The organism is Rhodoferax sp. (assembly GCF_013297935.1).
Classification (GTDB): Bacteria; Pseudomonadota; Gammaproteobacteria; order Burkholderiales; family Burkholderiaceae_C; genus Allorhodoferax.
Genome location: NZ_JAAFIX010000001.1, coordinates 548730 through 565869 on the forward strand (window position 1 = coordinate 548730; position 17140 = coordinate 565869).

Below are 17140 nucleotides of genomic sequence, written 5' to 3' on the forward strand. Positions count from 1 at the left end.
ATTATTTTTCTCCTACTTGAGCCAAACAAAATACGTCATCAGTACAAAGACCCCAAGGATCATGACCAACGCATAGTGATAGAGGTACCCGGATTGTGCTTTCCGCACAAGTCCCGAAAACAGGCCTACGAGCTTCCAGGAGCCGTTTACCACTGCGCCGTCGATAATGGCTTGGTCACCGACCTTCCAGAGGCCGGAACCCAGTAAACGAGCACCGCGTGCAAGAACGTTCTCGTTGAACCAGTCCAAGTAGTACTTGTTCTCGAGCAGCGTATAAATTGGCTGAGCAACCCGCTTAATCGCAGCAGGGATGCTTGGAAACATCATGTAAAGCACATAAGAGGAAACCACGCCGGCCACTGCCAACCACAGGGGTAATGTCGACAGTGAGTGCAGAGCCATAGCGCCTGCACCATGGTAAGCAGAAGAAATTTCTTCCATGGCGGGGTGCAATGCGTGGTTCACGTAGATCACGTCCTTGAAGAAGTCGCCGTGCAGCATCGGGCCAATGGTGAAGTAACCAATCAACACAGACGGGATTGCCAGGAGTACCAGGGGTACCCACACCACCCATGGAGACTCGTGCGGGTGCGAATCATGATGTGCATCGCCATGGCCATGGTCGCCGTGGTCGCCGTGGTGAGCGTCTGGATTTTGATCGAAGCGTTCTTTCCCGTGGAATACCAGAAAGTACATCCGGAACGAGTAAAACGCAGTCACGAAAACTCCAGCGAGTACCGCGAAATTCGCGAAGCCAGCCGCAGGGAGGTTACTGGCGTGAACAGCTTCAATAATGCTGTCCTTGGAGTAAAAACCGGAAAACAAAGGTGTGCCGATGAGCGCCAAAGAACCCAACAGCGATGTGATCCAGGTAATGGGCATGTACTTACGCAGCCCACCCATCCAACGGATATCCTGGTTGTGATGAACACCCATGATTACGGAACCGGCACCGAGGAAAAGCAGAGCTTTAAAGAAGGCGTGCGTCATCAAATGGAATACCGCGACCGAGTAGGCTGACACGCCCAATGCAACCGTCATATACCCAAGTTGGGAAAGTGTGGAGTACGCGACCACCCGCTTGATATCGTTCTGAATGATCCCAAGGAATCCCATGAACAAAGCAGTAATGGCACCCACCACCAAGATCAGATTGAGCGCGGTATCACTCAATTCAAACAACGGCGACATCCGCGACACCATAAAAATTCCTGCAGTCACCATAGTGGCAGCATGAATCAGGGCGGAAATGGGGGTGGGACCTTCCATAGAATCCGGCAACCACACGTGCAATGGAAACTGAGCAGATTTACCCATCGCACCGATGAACAGGCAAATACAGATAACCGTAACAAGCATCCAATCTGTGCCGGGAAACACCAAAGCAGACAGATCAGTACTTTTGGCGAATATTTCTGTGTAGTTCAAGCTACCGGTGTAGGCACCAATCAACCCAATGCCCAAAATAAATCCAAAGTCTCCGACGCGGTTAACCAGGAAAGCCTTCATATTGGCAAAAATTGCCGTTGGCTTGTTAAACCAGAACCCGATTAGCAAGTAAGAGACAAGGCCTACAGCTTCCCAGCCGAAGAACAGCTGAAGCAAGTTGTTGCTCATGACCAGCATCAACATTGAGAAAGTGAAGAGCGAGATATAGGCAAAGAAACGGTTGTAGCCTTCATCCTCTTCCATATAGCCCACGGTGTACAAGTGAACCATCAAAGAAACGAAGGTCACAACGCACATCATCATGGCGGTCAGGGAGTCCACAAGGAAGCCGACCTCCATCTTTAAACCACCAACCACCATCCATGTGTAAATGGTTTCGTTGAAACGGGCACCATCGTTCACGACTGACATCAATGTCATGGCCGACAGAACAAACGAAATCAAGACACCGAGAATGGTCAGTGTATGGCTGGCTTTTCGGCCAAACCAATTGCCACCGAACTTTGTACCAAACACGCCTGCGAGGATTGCGCCAGCCAAAGGAGCCAACGGTATCGCCAACAAAGTCGACGCGGAAAGGGTCTGACTCATGAGATTAACCCTTCAAAGTATTGAGCTCATCCACGCTGATGCTGGACTTGTTGCGGAACAACAGCACCAAAATCGCGAGACCAATTGCAGCCTCCGCGGCGGCAACCGTGAGGATAAAGAAAACAAAGATTTGGCCGTGCATGTCGTTCAGATAATGAGAGAACGCAACGAAGTTGGTATTCACCGCCAAAAGCATCAATTCAATCGCCATCAATAAAACAATCAGGTTGCGGCGATTCAGAAAGATACCGACTACCGAGAGTGCGAACAACATCGCACCTAACGATAAGAAATGTCCAAGTGTCAAAGTCATACTTTTTGCTCCGAAGCTACTGGTTCGGTCTCAGGTGCAGCTTTAGTGGCATCCATCTTGAGAACTGTCATACGGTCTATGGACTTCACACGAACCTGATCACCCGGAGATACGTACTTGCTGTCTTTTCGGGCACGAAGCGTAAGTGCAATAGCCGCGATCATGGCGACTAACAAAATGGCGGCCGCTACTTCAAGTTGCACTATGTACTGCGTGAATAGCAATTTGCCCAATGCTTTGGCATTGCTTGGCTCGGCGGCGGCCGATGCCGCGAGTGCTGCAGGGTCATCCATTACACGAAAGCCGCCCATCAATACCGCAGCCATTTCCAAAGCAATGACTACCCCCACCACTGCCGCTAGAGGAAAGTGCTTCCAAAAGCCCACCCGGAGATTCTCGACATTAATGTCCATCATCATCACAACGAACAAGAACAAAACCATCACAGCGCCCACATAAACAAGCACCAGGGTGATTGATAAGAACTCAGCCTTCAGGAGCATCCAGATCATGGCTGCCTGAAAGAAGGTCAGCACCAAATAGAGGGCTGCGTGTACAGGGTTACGCGCCGTGATCACACGGAATGCTGCAAATAGAAGTACTGCGGCAAAGACGTAAAAAAGTCCGGTCGTTACATTCATGATTCAAGGGCTTTCTTACTGCAATTCATCGGTACTTAGCGTCCGCCTGCTTGTTTGCGGCAATTTCAGTTTCATAACGGTCACCGACTGCAAGCAACATGTCTTTGGTGAAATACAAATCTCCACGCTTCTCGCCGTGATACTCCAAAATATGAGTTTCTACGATGGAGTCAACAGGGCAGCTCTCTTCACAGAAACCGCAGAAAATACATTTGGTCAGATCGATGTCGTAACGCGTAGTCCTGCGTGAGCCGTCGTCACGCACATCGGATTCAATCGTGATTGCCATGGCGGGACAAACAGCTTCACAGAGCTTACAAGCGATGCATCGCTCTTCGCCGTTTTCGTAACGGCGTAAAGCATGCAGACCCCGGAAACGCGGCGAAAGAGGCGTCTTCTCCTCAGGGAATTGGACGGTGACCTTTTTCCGGAACAGGTACCGACCAGTGAGGGCCATGCCCTTGAACAACTCGACCAAGAGGAAGCTATACAGGAAATCTTTGAGCGAAAAAGCGATAGGCTGGCGAACAGTAGTGTTAGTAGACATTGCGCTGCCCCTTATTTCCAAATATTCAGGGGTGTTTGCATCCACAAACCGACCACCAACAACCAAACCAACGTTACTGGAATAAATACTTTCCAGCCCAAACGCATGATCTGGTCATATCGGAAGCGGGGGAAAGTCGCACGAACCCAGATAAACAAACTCACGATAGCAAACGTCTTGATACCCAGCCAGATCCAGCCAGGAATCCAATTCACCAAGGCATGGTCGAACGGCGAGAGCCATCCGCCGAGGAACATGAGAGCTGCGAGTATGGAGATAAGCCACATATTCGCGTATTCCGCCAGGTAGAACATCGCGTAGGACATGCCGGAATACTCCACCATGTGACCAGCAACAATCTCCGCCTCACCTTCCACCACATCAAATGGATGGCGATTGGTCTCGGCGAGGCCGGAGATGATGTAGACGACAAAAATCGGAAGAAGTGGCAGCCAGTTCCACGACAAGAAGTTCAAACCCGCAGCAGCGAACTGCCCAGAAGCCTGGCCTGCAACGATGTCGGACAGATTCATGCTGGATGAAACCATCAACACAATCACCAAGCAAAATCCCATGGCGATTTCATAACTCACCATCTGGGCAGAGGCACGCAGTGCCCCAAGGAAGGCATATTTCGAGTTCGAAGCCCAACCGGCGATCACAACACCATAAACCTCCATCGAGGTGATGGCCATTACGAAAAGCAAGCCCGCATTGATATTGGCCAGTGCCACGTCGGGACCGAATGGAACCACGGCCCATGCGGCCATCGCAGGCATGATTGTCAAAATCGGACCGACGAAGAATAGACCTCGGTTGGCAGCCGTGGGCACCAAAATTTCCTTCGTCAGCAACTTCAATGCATCGGCGATAGGCTGAAGCAAACCCCAAGGACCGACACGGTTCGGACCCACCCGAACCTGCATCCAACCAAGGAACTTACGCTCCCACAGTGTCAGGTAAGCGACGGCCCCCATGAGGGGAAGGACTACAACCACAATTTTCAAAAGAGTCCAAATCACCGGCCAAAAAACAGATGCCCACATAGGCGCTGTGAAAAGTCCGAGCCCCGCGCCATAAATAGTGTCAATCATGCTGCCACCCCCTGTACCGCGCGGGCATCTGCAGTCAACTGCAACGCACTAGAACGACGCACGAGTCCGTCCAACTGATAAATACTAGCAACCACAGGCCGCACCTCCGCAGGAGACAGATCGATCGTAGAACTGGAAGTGGTCCCAAGCTTGTCCTGCGCTACTACACCGTTTTCAATACCAATCACCTTGAGCGATGCGAGAATTTCGTTGCTAGATTCGAACTCCATACCGGGTATCGATAAGAGATTTCCCAAAACCCGTAAAATTTTCCAAGCGGGGCGCGTTTCGCCGAGTGGTTTCACAACCGCGTGAAAACTTTGAACCCGACCTTCCGCATTGACAAAAGATCCGGATGTTTCAGTGAATGGTGCGATCGGTAGCAGCACGTCGCTAAACGCCAAGTTGCATTTAAACGGGCTTAGTGTCACGACCATTTCAGAGCTCATCAAGCCCTGCTTCGACGCCGCTCCGACCGCCGAATCGAACTCGGGCTCAACATTCACCAAGATCGCCGCCTTGAGTGCACCTGTCAACATCTGGCCGGCGTTGAAGCCTCCATCACCGGGAAGCACACCGACAGCATGGGCACCAACAGTGTTTGCGGCTTCCGTCAGATAGCCGAGCGTCGCACCGGTTTGCCCAGCAATCCAAGATGCAATGGAAACCAGACTTGCAGCTTTTGCGTGGTGGGCTGCCGCATTACCCAGCAAAATTGCTTTTCTCTCACCGGTCAAGAGTGATTTAGCAACGTTCTTCGCAAATTCTGTGGCATTACCTTTCGCCGGCGGAGCCACCTCATTCATCTCGGCGATCGCAGCAGCGATATCAGCAAGGGATTGAACCCAAACGGAGGACTCAATCACCTGTCGGCTGGCAAGCGGGAAAGCCCAGTCCGGCTCGAAATCAGAAATCGCATGGACCTTTGCACCGGTCTTGGTTGCCTGGCGAATTCGCTGAGCAAAGAGAGGGTGGTCTTTACGCAAGTTCGATCCCACAACCAGCACCCTTTGCAGAGTGCTCAAGGAAGCGATTGTGGTCCCCAGATAGGGCACCTTATCGCTTGTCGAAAACTCGGCGTTGCGCAAACGGAAGTCCATACTTCCAGAACCAAGGCCTTCAAAGAGCTTTTTGGCAAGTGCCATCTCTTCCAAGGTGCTGTGCGGGCTGACCAATGCTCCTATAGAGTTGGGGCCATGGTTTGTCTTGATTTGCTTCAATCCGTTGGCGACGTATTCGAGCGCCGTCTGCCAATCGACCGTCTTCCACTCGCCACCCTGTTTAATCATGGGGGACGTCAAGCGCTCGGGTCCGTTCAATGCTTCATAGGAGAAACGGTCGCGGTCGGCAATCCAGCACTCGTTGACGGCTTCGTTTTCCAACGGAACGACGCGCAACACCTGATTGTTTTTCACTTGCACAATCAAATTGGCGCCGGTGGAGTCATGGGGGCTGACCGACTTGCGACGTGACAGCTCCCAAGTGCGAGCACTGTAACGGAACGGCTTACTAGTCAGAGCACCTACGGGGCAGATGTCGATCATGTTGCCGGAAAGCTCAGAGTCCACGCTTTGACCAATGAAGGTTTCGATTTCAGCGTGTTCGCCGCGATGCGACATGCCAAGCTCCATCACGCCTGCAACTTCTTGTCCGAAACGTACGCACCGTGTGCAGTGAATGCAACGGCTCATTTCCTCCATGGACACCAGAGGGCCTACATCTTTGTGAAAGACGACGCGTTTCTCTTCTTCATAACGTGAAGACGAGCCACCATAACCAACTGCAAGATCTTGCAACTGGCACTCGCCGCCCTGGTCGCAGATTGGACAGTCCAAAGGGTGATTGATCAGCAAAAATTCCATAACGGATTTTTGCGCCTTGATGGCTTTGTCGCTCTTTGTGCGAACGATCATGCCGTTCGTCACCGGTGTTGCACACGCCGGCATCGGCTTAGGCATTTTCTCCACATCGACCAGGCACATACGGCAGTTTGCCGCAATACTTAGTTTCTTGTGATAACAAAAGTGAGGGATGTAAGTGCCGGCCTTGTCAGCGGCATGCATCACCATGCTGCCTTCTGCTATTTCAACTTTTTTGCCGTCGAGTTCGATTTCAATCATCTTATGGACTCGCTCAAACGTAAGCGGGGACCATACAGGTCTTGTTCGCTACGTGGTATTCAAATTCATGCCTGAAATGTTTGATCATGGCCCGCACTGGCATGGCTGCGGCATCACCCAGGGCGCAAATGGTGCGACCCTGAATGTTTTCTGCCACGTTATCCAGCAAATCCATGTCACTAGGGCGCCCTTGGCCGCCCTCAATGCGATCCACCATCCGTGAAAGCCAACCGGTGCCTTCGCGGCAAGGTGTGCATTGACCGCAGGACTCATGCATATAGAAATAGCTCAAGCGCTGGAGCGCCTTCACCATGCAACGACTGTCATCCAACACAATCACCGCGCCAGAACCCAACATGGAACCCGCTTTAGCGATGGAGTCGTAGTCCATCGTGCATTCCATCATGATCGCAGCGGGCAGTACTGGCGACGAAGATCCACCGGGAATAACCGCTTTAAGCTGCCGTCCCGCGCGTACTCCACCGGCAAGCTCGAGTAGCTTGGCAAATGGAGTCCCCATTGGTACTTCGTAATTACCTGGGCGCTCTACATCTCCGCTCACAGAGTAAATTTTCGTACCACCGTTATTTGGCTTTCCGCATTCGAGATACGCTTGGCCGCCATTTCGGATGATCCAAGGTACCGCCGCAAAAGTCTCTGTGTTGTTGATCGTTGTCGGCTTACCGTAAAGACCGAAACTAGCTGGGAATGGCGGCTTGAAACGGGGCTGGCCTTTTTTGCCCTCCAGCGATTCAAGAAGTGCAGTTTCTTCGCCGCAGATATATGCACCAAATCCATGGGCTGCATGCAGCTGGAAGTTAAAGGCGCTGCCCATGATGCTGTCGCCAAGGAAACCCGCTGCACGGGCCTCTTCAAGCGCAGCCTCGAATCGATCGTAAGACGCGAAGATTTCTCCGTGGATGTAGTTGTACCCAACAGAAATACCCATGGCATAAGCAGCGATCGCCATGCCCTCAATCACGATATGCGGGTTAAATTGCAAAATATCGCGGTCTTTGCAAGTTCCGGGCTCGCCCTCGTCAGAATTGCAAACCAAATACTTTTGACCGGGAAACTGACGTGGCATGAAACTCCACTTCAGACCGGTGGGGAATCCCGCGCCGCCCCGACCCCGCAGGCCAGACTCTTTGACGGTCGCGATGACTTGATCTTGCGTCAATCCTTCGCCACCGTCTTTACCGAGAATCTTCCGCAGTGCTTGATAACCTCCACGGGCCACATAGTCCTGCAGACTCCAATTGGAGCCGTTCAAGCCAGCGTAGATTTGCGGCTCAATGTGCCGATCGTGGAAACAGGTTTCAACGCCTGACGCGCTGAATTTCGCCAGGATGCTATCTGCGCTCATGCTTGTCCTTCCGAGGCACGCAGTTCGTCAACCAACTGGTCCAACTTGTCGTTCGACATGAAACTACACATCGCACGATCATTGACCAGCATTACAGGAGAATCAGCACACGCACCTAGGCATTCGCTTTGTTGGAGTGTGAAGAGTCCGTCCGGGGTCGTTTCCCCCATATGGATTCCGAGCTTGGCCTCCAAGTGATGAAGCGCTTTTTGGCCATCACGCAATTGGCAAGGCAAATTGGTGCACACGTTCAACTTGAACTTGCCAACCGGGCGCTGGTTGTACATGTTGTAAAACGTCGTAACTTCGTGCACCGCCATCGGGGCCATGGCGAGGTGTTCAGCGATTACTTTCTCGCTCTCAGCATTTACAAAACCGAGCTCCTGTTGGACGATTGCCAAACAAGCCATTACCGCAGACTGTTTTTGTTCCGCGGGGTATTTCGCAACTTCGCGATCAAAGCGCGATTTAATTTCAGCGGAGATCATCGATCAATCTCTCCAAAAACAATGTCCATGGTCCCAATGATGGAAACTGCGTCAGCGATCATGTGACCCTTTGACATCTCATTCAAACTGGCCAGATGCACAAAACCTGGCGGCCGTATCTTTAGTCGATAAGGCTTGTTAGCACCATCACTGACAATGTAAATACCAAACTCTCCCTTTGGATGTTCAACTGCGGCATACGCCTCACCTTCAGGAACTCTGAAGCCTTCGGTGAACAGCTTGAAGTGGTGAATCAGCTCTTCCATGCTCGACTTCATAGCCTCACGGGAAGGAGGAGCAACCTTGTGGTTATCCGTGATAACCGGGCCAGGATTGGCCTTCAACCAATCCACGCATTGCTTGATGATGCGATTGGACTGCTTCATCTCTTCCATGCGCACCAAGTAACGGTCGTAAACATCACCGGTCTTGCCAACAGGAATATCGAAGTCGACCTTGTCGTAGGCGTCATAAGGCTGCTTCTTGCGCAGATCCCATGCAATGCCGGAGCCACGCAACATAGGTCCGGAGAAACCGAGATTCAGGGCACGTTCAGGAGAAACGATCCCGATATTGACGGTACGTTGCTTCCAGATGCGGTTCTCGGTAAGGAGTGTGTGGTACTCCTCCAAACAAGCGGGAAAGCGCTGAGAGAAGTCGTCAATGAAATCAAGGAGTGAGCCCTTGCGATTGGCATTCAGCTCCTCCACTCCCTTGGCATTGCGAACCTTACTAGCCTTGAATTGCGGCATGGAGTCCGGCAAATCACGGTACACACCGCCGGGACGGAAATAGGCTGCATGCATACGGGCGCCACTGGCTGCCTCGTACATGTCGAACAAATCTTCACGTTCACGGAAGGTGTAGATGAGAATCGTCGAGCTACCGCAATCGTTACCGTGCGATCCCAGCCACATCAGGTGATTCAGCAATCGCGTGATTTCCGAATACATCACACGGATGTACTGTGCGCGGATTGGCACCTCAATACCCAGCAGCTTCTCGATGGCGAGGCAATACGCATGCTCGTTACACATCATGGACACATAGTCCAGACGATCCATATACGGCAAAGATTGAATGTACGTTTTGCTCTCGGCAAGTTTCTCTGTTGCACGATGCAACAAGCCGATGTGAGGATCAGCGCGCTGGATCACTTCTCCGTCCAACTCAAGGACCAGGCGCAAAACTCCGTGCGCCGCAGGGTGCTGCGGACCGAAGTTCAATGTGTAGTTTTTAATTTCAGCCATGCTGGATCTGCTTATTGCAGGCCTCCGTAATTGTCTTCACGGATGATGCGGGGCGTGATTTCACGGGTTTCGATCGTCACTGGCTGGTACACCACGCGGGATTGCTCCGCGTCGTAACGCATTTCAACGTGCCCACTCAATGGGAAGTCCTTGCGGAAGGGGTGCCCGATAAATCCGTAGTCAGTCAAGATACGACGCAAGTCGTCATGCCCATCAAAAAGAATACCAAACAGGTCAAAAGCTTCGCGCTCGAACCAGTTGGCAGAGTTCCAGACCGAGTTCACCGAAGAGACCACAGGCATGTCATCGCTTAACGCCATAACCTTAAGACGAAGCCGTTGATTCAAAGCAATCGACAGCAAATGGCAAACCACCGCATAACGGGGGCCTTCATAAGCACCGTCTTTGTATTCCGAGTAGTCAACGCCGCAGAGATCAATCAACTGCTCGAACTGACAGCCCACAGAGTCACGGAGCAGCTGGGCAGCTTCCAGGTAATCGGCAGGCGCCACTTGTACAGTGACCTCATCCAGAGCTATGGCAATGTGTTTAACTTTGTCACCGAGCGCTGCCTGAACTGCAGCTTGCGTAGCTTCGGGGGTAACCGAGTAAATTGTCATAACGCTTATGCCCTAGCAATCGTTTCAGTGCGGCGGATTTTGTGCTGCAACTGCAAAATTCCGTACACCAGAGCCTCTGCAGTGGGTGGACAGCCAGGAACATAGACGTCTACCGGAACAATCCGATCACAGCCGCGCACCACTGAATAACTGTAATGGTAGTAACCACCACCGTTGGCACAGGAGCCCATGCTGATCACCCAACGCGGCTCTGACATCTGATCGTAAACCTTGCGCAAAGCAGGGGCCATTTTGTTGCAGAGTGTGCCCGCCACAATCATGAGATCGGACTGCCGGGGACTGGCGCGAAACACCTCGGACCCGAACCGACTGATGTCATAGCGCGCCGCAGCAGCGTGCATCATCTCGACTGCACAGCATGCCAAACCGAATGTCATTGGCCAGATAGAACCGGTCTTTGCCCAGTTCACTACAGAGTCGTAACTCGTCGTGACGAAGCCTTCCTTCAAAACGCCTTCAATCATTGCGTTACTCCCAGTCCAATGCGCCTTTTTTCCACATGTAGACGAATCCAATAGTCAAAATGACCACAAATTCGACACCGAGCAAGAACCCGAACATCCCGAGGTCCTTGAGGGCTACCGCCCAAGGAAACAGGAATGCGGTTTCCAAGTCAAACAAAATAAACAAGATAGCGACGAGGTAGTACCGTACGTCAAACTTCATTCGAGCGTCTTCAAACGCTTCGAAACCACATTCATAAGGGGAGTTTTTGGCTGCATCGGGCTTGTTGGGCCCGAGAATGTATCCAAGCACTTGAGGCACAACGCCAATGCCGATACCGACCAAGATGAACAGCAAAACGGGGAGATATTGGTCGAGGTTCATCTTGAGATTCTGATCACCATAAATGCCTGCCACAGGGGTAGAACCTGCGCAAACTGTTTTTTTTGGTGCCGTCGGCGAGACTCGAACTCGCACAGCTTTCGCCACTACCCCCTCAAGATAGCGTGTCTACCAATTTCACCACGACGGCGGCTCTCAGCCGATGAATTTGCGTGAGGAGCCTTGCGGCATTTGCTCGTTCATCAGCCCTAGAGTTTACCCTGAAATTAAACCGCTTGCGGTCGCAAACGGGGAATTAACTCAGGTTTATTTTGCAGGGATTTGTGCCGCGCCGGAGGCGGGTGCAGCAGGCGCTGCGTCAGCTGCAGGAGCAGCGGGTGCAACAGCTGGAACAGCTTCCAGCACGGAGCCTGAGCTCGATGGACGTAGATTGCCGAAGTAGGCCAGCGCCAATGTTGCAACAAAAAATACAGTGGCAAGGACCGCAGTAGTGCGCGACAAAAAGTTGGCACTTCCGCTGGCTCCGAACAAGCTGCCAGAGCCACCGCTGCCGAAAGCCGCACCCATATCAGCGCCCTTGCCGTGCTGAACCAAAATCAAGCCAATCATGGCAACTGCCGACAACAACTGGATCGTCAACACAATAGTAATCACAACGTTCATAAATCTCTCCTTAAATCAAATTCAATCAATAGTTCAGGCAGCAGCGGCTATCGCGAGGAAGTCCGGTGCCTTCAATGAAGCGCCACCCACCAAGCCGCCATCGATGTCTTTCTGGGCGAGCAACTCTGCGGCGTTCGCTGCGTTCATGCTTCCGCCATAGAGAATGTGGACCCGGTCCGCCTGGGGTGTTGCTGCCAGGAGCTGGGCACGCAACACTGCATGCACTTCCTGCGCCTGCGCAGGCGTCGCGGTTTTGCCGGTTCCAATAGCCCAGACCGGTTCGTAAGCGACCACTATTTCACTGATGCAGTGGCCGTTGGCATGAATCACAGCCGCAAGTTGCCGCTTTACGACCTCTTCCGTCTTACCTGCTTCACGCTCGGCAAGCGTTTCTCCCACACAGACGATGGGCGTTATGCCAGCGGCCAGCGCTTTCTGCGTCTTCATAGCGACCACGGCATCCGTTTCCCCGTGGTACTGGCGTCGCTCGGAGTGCCCCACGATCGCATAGCGAACACCAAACTCCCGCAACATACCCGCCGATGTTTCGCCGGTGTAGGCCCCCGAGTCAAAGCTGGAAACGTCTTGGGCTCCCAAGCTGATCGTCGACCCTTGCAAAAGCTGGGCGACCTGAGACAGATACACCCCCGGCACACAGACCGCCATATCAGACGACGCATTCGCGCCACCTGCCTGCAGCGCCTGCAAAAGCGCCACATTGGCAGCCAAGCTGCCATTCATTTTCCAGTTACCGGCAATCAGTTTCTTTTTCATGCAGATTCCCAATTCAATACAAGTTTCCCGACATGCGCGTTGCTTTCCATCAGCTCATGGGCCGATGCTGCTGCACGAGCCGCAGTGCTCCCTGCAACAGCGAACTCCCGGTACACCACGGGCCGGATGGCTTTTTGCCGCAACAGAGGCCAGACTTCACGACGCAGAGCGCGCGCTATGGCAGCCTTGAATGCTTCGGGACGCGCCCGAAGCGTGGAGCCTGTAATCGTCAATCGCCGACGCAAGACAGCGCCGGCATTGATCTCCGCCTGCACCCCGCCCTGCACTGCAATCAAGACCAAGCGCCCGTCGTCTGCCAGGCAATTCAGTTCTTTGGCAATGTAGGGACCCGCCACCATGTCCAAAATCACATCCACGCCTCGACCTTGGGTCAAGGCAGACACCTGCGCCTCGAAGTCAGCTGTCCGGTAATTGATGGCATGGTCAGCACCCAAAGCAAGACAGGCTGCGCATTTTTCGTCCGAACCGGCAGTGACTATCACCAGGGCGCCGCGAGCTTTGGCCAGTTGAATGGCTGTCACCCCGATCCCGCTGCTGCCACCTTGGATCAACAAGGTCTCTCCTGACAACAAAGCCCCGCGCTCGAACACGTTGGACCATACCGTAAAGAGTGTTTCGGGCAAGCTGGCCGCCTCGACCATCGTCCATCCATCAGGCACCGGAAGACATTGCGAAACCGGTGCTACACAGCATTCCGCGTAGCCCCCCCCTGTCACCAATGCACAGACCGGGTCACCGACCGATAAACCTGCCAGCGCCAAGGCCTGACGGTCTCCATCGACGATGTGTCCGGCCACTTCCAGACCCGGAATATCCGAGGCTCCGGCAGGCGCAGGGTACTTACCCATTCGCTGCAACACATCGGGGCGATTCACCCCACTGGCCGCTACACGAATCAGCAACTCCCCTACCCCCGGCGATGGCGCAGGGCGATCCACCAGACGCAAAACGTCCGGCGCACCGGGAGTGACAATTTCAAAAGCTCGCATACAAAATCAACCGGTAGCCCCCGTGCAATATGCGCAAGTAGCTACCAAATTAATAGCAGACGCTCATTACTCCTGGGCAGGACGCTCGATCAAAGCCTTCATGGACAGCTTGATACGGCCCTTCTCGTCGGTCTCCAGAACCTTGACCTTGACGATCTGGCCTTCGGACAGGTAGTCGGTGACCTTTTCGACGCGCTCGTGAGCGATCTGGCTGATGTGCAACAAGCCATCTTTGCCGGGCAACAGGTTCACCAAAGCACCGAAGTCCAAAATCTTGGTGATCGGGCCTTCGTACACCTTGCCGATTTCGACTTCAGCGGTGATTTGCTCGATGCGCTTCTTGGCCAGTTCGGCTTTTTCAGGATCGCTGGACGCGATGGTGATGGTGCCGTCTTCGTCGATGTTGATCTGGGTGCCGGTTTCTTCGGTCAGCGCACGGATCACGGAGCCGCCCTTGCCGATCACGTCACGGATCTTCTCGGGGTTGATCTTGAAGCTGAACAAACGTGGCGCGAAGTTAGACACTTCGGTGCGGGCTTCTGCCATGGACTTTTGCATTTCGCCAAGGATATGCACGCGCGCTTCCTTGGCCTGTGCCAACGCCACTTGCATGATTTCCTTGGTGATGCCTTGGATCTTGATGTCCATCTGCAGGGCGGTGATACCGTTGGTGGTACCCGCAACCTTGAAGTCCATGTCGCCCAGGTGATCTTCGTCACCCAAGATGTCGGTCAACACCGCAAAGCGGTTTTCTTCCTTGATCAGGCCCATGGCAATACCGGCCACGTGAGCTTTCAACGGCACGCCGGCGTCCATCAGGGACAAGCAGCCGCCGCACACGGAAGCCATGGAAGACGAGCCGTTGGACTCGGTGATTTCCGACACCACACGCAGGGAGTAAGGGAACTCTTCTTTGGTCGGCAACACAGCAACCAGAGCGCGCTTAGCCAAACGGCCGTGGCCGATTTCGCGGCGCTTGGGCGTACCCACGCGACCGGTTTCGCCGGTGGCGAACGGAGGCATGTTGTAGTGCAGCATGAAACGGTCTTCGTACTCGCCGCTCAAGGCGTCGATACGCTGTGCATCACGCTCGGTGCCCAAGGTGGCGATCACCAAAGCCTGGGTTTCGCCACGGGTGAACAAAGAAGAACCGTGGGTGCGAGGCAGCACGCCGTTGCGGATCTCAATGGCGCGCACAGTGCGTGTGTCGCGACCGTCAATACGGGGCTCGCCTGCCAGAATCTGGCCGCGCACGATCTTGGCTTCGATGTCGAACAGCATGCCTTCGACCTTGACGCTGTCAAACTCAGCGCCGTCAGCCTTCAGGCCGGCGAACACTTCAGCGTAGGCAGTGCGGCAGGCTTGGGTACGGGCTTGCTTGTTGCGGATCTGGTAAGCAGCAACCAGCTTGTCTTTGCCGTGGGCTTCGACCTTGGCAATCAGCGCTTCGTCACGGGCAGGAGCCTTCCAATCCCACACGGGCTTGCCGGCGTCGCGCACCAGTTCGTGGATGGCGTTGATAGCGATCTTGCCTTGCTCGTGGCCGTAGACCACAGCACCCAACATCACTTCTTCGGACAACTGCTGAGCTTCGGACTCCACCATCAACACAGCAGCTTCGGTGCCAGCCACTACCAGATCCATGATGGAGTCTTTGCGGGCAGTCTGGCCGGGGTTCAACACGTATTCGCCGTTGACATAACCCACGCGCGCAGCGCCGATCGGGCCATTGAACGGGATACCGGAGATGGACAATGCCGCGCTCACCGCGATCATGGCGGCAATGTCAGCATCCACTTCAGGGTTCAACGACACGGTGTGGATCACCACATGCACTTCGTTGAAGAAACCTTCGGGGAACAGAGGACGGATGGGGCGGTCGATCAGACGGCTGGTCAGTGTCTCGAACTCGCTAGGGCGGCCTTCGCGCTTGAAGAAAGAACCGGGGATCTTGCCGGCAGCGTATGACTTTTCAAGGTAGTCCACGGTCAAGGGGAAAAAGTCTTGACCGGGCTTGCCTTCAGTTTTGCCGACCACAGTGGCCAGCACCACGGTGCCGTCCATGTCCAGCAACACGGCGCCAGTGGATTGGCGTGCAATTTCGCCGGTTTCCATGGTAACGGTGTGCTGACCCCATTGGAAGGTCTTGGTAACTTTGTTGAAAATGCTCATGTGAATCTCCTGTGAGTTTCGAGTTTTATCGGGGGGTGCAGGCCACCCCGCCACAGCCCGGATTCCACAACACAGTCCACGATGCCATTCCAGAAACACTGCCCCGCAGGGGTCAATGGCTTTGGAATGACACAGCTTCGTTCTGTTTTTGCGGTCTCCGAAGTAAAAAACGCCTGAGCTAGTGACCTAACTCAGGCGTTCGTCATTCAGTCAGTCGCTTACTTACGCAGACCCAACTTCGCGATCAGGGCCACATAGCGATCGTGGTCCTTGGAGTTCAGGTAGTCCAACAGCTTACGGCGACGGCTCACCATACGCAGCAGACCGCGGCGACCGTGGTGGTCTTTAGCGTGGGTCTTGAAGTGAGGAGTCAGCTCGTTGATACGGGCGGTCAACAGAGCCACTTGGACTTCTGGGCTGCCTGTGTCGGTAGCGGAACGTGCGTTGTCTTTGACAACAGCGGCTTTGATGCTGGAAGCGATCATGTGTTTTTCCTTGTGATGTTTTGACTTGCGCCGAGTGCTGGAATGGCTCTTGGCGTGCGCCCTGCCCAATGCAAAGCCGTTCGATTATAGCCCGAAGCAGGTCTCCGGCATGAACTCCCGCCACGCCCCCGCAGCCGACGGGTGCAAAACACCGGCCGGGGAACCGTTTGAGGCGCTCGTAGATGCCTCCGGGGCCCGTACTTTCAAGCCCCGCAATTGGAAAAGAAAGACTAGGTTTTTCGCTTGAAATGACCGCGCCCACGCTCAATTAGGGTCCATACGGCAATCATTGTGAGCGCCGTGCAAGACCCAAGGAAACACCATGTTCTTCGCTACCGCACCTGCCGCTTTTTCCCATACCCTGCGCCGTCCGGGCCTCACCGCGCACAGCCGCAGCGTCGAGCGCCTGCTCAACGACGCGCTCTACGGCGCCCGCCAGTCCGGTGCGGCATTTACCCAGGATGACAACAGCTTCACCCTGAGCCTGGACATGCCCGGCATCAGCAAAGAGCAATTGCGCATCACCCTGGATGGCGCAATCGTCCGGGTGCAAACCAAAGACGATGCACCCCGCAGCTACCGCACGGCCTATGAGCTACCGCAAGAAGTGGACAACACCTTGAGCGAAGCCAAACTCGAAAACGGTGTGCTGACCCTGAAACTGGCTAAAAAAGTGCCCGTGGACACCTCGGCTGAGCTCACGATTCAGTAAGCACTGCGCCGCATACTTCCTCGCCGGAAGAGCAATTC

18 protein-coding genes and 1 tRNA gene are annotated in these 17140 nt (G+C 54.0%); 1 reads left to right on the forward strand and 18 read right to left on the reverse strand.

What is annotated here, in order from left to right:
• Positions 1–12 precede the first annotated feature (12 nt).
• The 18 genes from nuoL to rpsO all read right to left on the reverse strand — a co-directional run bounded on the left by nuoL (position 13) and on the right by rpsO (position 16390).
• The gene (gene nuoL / locus QZW03_RS02615) at positions 13–2040 is read right to left on the reverse strand and encodes an NADH-quinone oxidoreductase subunit L (RefSeq protein ID WP_296508047.1); all 2028 of its coding nucleotides are present in this window, start codon (positions 2038–2040) and stop codon (positions 13–15) included.
• Between the two features lie 4 nt (positions 2041–2044).
• A complete protein-coding gene (nuoK, locus tag QZW03_RS02620; RefSeq protein WP_296508048.1) occupies positions 2045–2353 on the reverse strand; it encodes an NADH-quinone oxidoreductase subunit NuoK in 309 nt (102 codons plus the stop codon).
• Positions 2350–2994 carry an NADH-quinone oxidoreductase subunit J gene (locus QZW03_RS02625; RefSeq protein WP_296508050.1) on the reverse strand — a complete coding sequence of 215 codons (645 nt, stop codon included), beginning with the start codon at positions 2992–2994 and terminating at the stop codon, positions 2350–2352. The genes nuoK and QZW03_RS02625 overlap by 4 nt, the downstream gene beginning before the upstream one ends.
• A gap of 25 nt (positions 2995–3019) precedes the next feature.
• Entirely contained in the window at positions 3020–3541 is a 522-nt protein-coding gene (nuoI, locus tag QZW03_RS02630) for an NADH-quinone oxidoreductase subunit NuoI (protein WP_296508053.1), read from the reverse strand.
• Positions 3542–3552: 11 nt separating this feature from the next.
• Entirely contained in the window at positions 3553–4635 is a 1083-nt protein-coding gene (gene nuoH, locus QZW03_RS02635; protein ID WP_296508055.1) for an NADH-quinone oxidoreductase subunit NuoH, read from the reverse strand.
• The gene (nuoG, locus tag QZW03_RS02640) at positions 4632–6755 is read right to left on the reverse strand and encodes an NADH-quinone oxidoreductase subunit NuoG (RefSeq protein WP_296508056.1); all 2124 of its coding nucleotides are present in this window, start codon (positions 6753–6755) and stop codon (positions 4632–4634) included. The genes nuoH and nuoG overlap by 4 nt, the downstream gene beginning before the upstream one ends.
• Positions 6756–6768: 13 nt before the next feature.
• Positions 6769–8121, reverse strand: a complete 1353-nt coding sequence (gene nuoF / locus QZW03_RS02645; RefSeq protein ID WP_296508058.1) for an NADH-quinone oxidoreductase subunit NuoF — start codon at positions 8119–8121, stop codon at positions 6769–6771.
• Positions 8118–8609: an NADH-quinone oxidoreductase subunit NuoE gene (nuoE, locus tag QZW03_RS02650; protein WP_296508060.1), complete on the reverse strand. Its 492-nt coding sequence runs from the start codon at positions 8607–8609 to the stop codon at positions 8118–8120. The genes nuoF and nuoE overlap by 4 nt, the downstream gene beginning before the upstream one ends.
• Positions 8606–9859 carry an NADH-quinone oxidoreductase subunit D gene (locus QZW03_RS02655; RefSeq protein WP_296508062.1) on the reverse strand — a complete coding sequence of 418 codons (1254 nt, stop codon included), beginning with the start codon at positions 9857–9859 and terminating at the stop codon, positions 8606–8608. Before QZW03_RS02655 ends, nuoE begins: the two co-directional genes overlap by 4 nt.
• 11 nt (positions 9860–9870) lie before the next feature.
• Positions 9871–10479: an NADH-quinone oxidoreductase subunit C gene (locus QZW03_RS02660; protein ID WP_296508064.1), complete on the reverse strand. Its 609-nt coding sequence runs from the start codon at positions 10477–10479 to the stop codon at positions 9871–9873.
• 5 nt (positions 10480–10484) lie between these two features.
• The gene (locus tag QZW03_RS02665; protein WP_296508066.1) at positions 10485–10964 is read right to left on the reverse strand and encodes an NADH-quinone oxidoreductase subunit B; all 480 of its coding nucleotides are present in this window, start codon (positions 10962–10964) and stop codon (positions 10485–10487) included.
• Positions 10965–10968: 4 nt separating this feature from the next.
• Positions 10969–11328 (reverse strand): NADH-quinone oxidoreductase subunit A, encoded by a 360-nt coding sequence (locus QZW03_RS02670; RefSeq protein ID WP_296508068.1) that lies wholly within the window; start codon positions 11326–11328, stop codon positions 10969–10971.
• Between the two features lie 63 nt (positions 11329–11391).
• A tRNA-Leu gene (locus QZW03_RS02675) sits at positions 11392–11476 on the reverse strand.
• A gap of 116 nt (positions 11477–11592) precedes the next feature.
• Positions 11593–11949 (reverse strand): preprotein translocase subunit SecG, encoded by a 357-nt coding sequence (secG, locus tag QZW03_RS02680; protein ID WP_296508070.1) that lies wholly within the window; start codon positions 11947–11949, stop codon positions 11593–11595.
• Between the two features lie 33 nt (positions 11950–11982).
• The gene (gene tpiA / locus QZW03_RS02685) at positions 11983–12723 is read right to left on the reverse strand and encodes a triose-phosphate isomerase (RefSeq protein WP_296508072.1); all 741 of its coding nucleotides are present in this window, start codon (positions 12721–12723) and stop codon (positions 11983–11985) included.
• Positions 12720–13733, reverse strand: a complete 1014-nt coding sequence (locus tag QZW03_RS02690) for an NAD(P)H-quinone oxidoreductase (RefSeq protein WP_296508074.1) — start codon at positions 13731–13733, stop codon at positions 12720–12722. Before QZW03_RS02690 ends, tpiA begins: the two co-directional genes overlap by 4 nt.
• 66 nt (positions 13734–13799) lie before the next feature.
• Complete coding sequence (gene pnp / locus QZW03_RS02695; RefSeq protein ID WP_296508076.1) at positions 13800–15905, reverse strand: polyribonucleotide nucleotidyltransferase; 2106 nt, start codon at positions 15903–15905, stop codon at positions 13800–13802.
• A gap of 218 nt (positions 15906–16123) precedes the next feature.
• Positions 16124–16390 carry a 30S ribosomal protein S15 gene (rpsO, locus tag QZW03_RS02700; RefSeq protein WP_293659965.1) on the reverse strand — a complete coding sequence of 89 codons (267 nt, stop codon included), beginning with the start codon at positions 16388–16390 and terminating at the stop codon, positions 16124–16126.
• 322 nt (positions 16391–16712) lie between these two features.
• Here rpsO and QZW03_RS02705 point away from each other — a divergent pair, with 322 nt between their 5' ends.
• Entirely contained in the window at positions 16713–17102 is a 390-nt protein-coding gene (locus QZW03_RS02705) for an Hsp20/alpha crystallin family protein (protein ID WP_296508078.1), read from the forward strand.
• Positions 17103–17140: the final 38 nt, after the last annotated feature.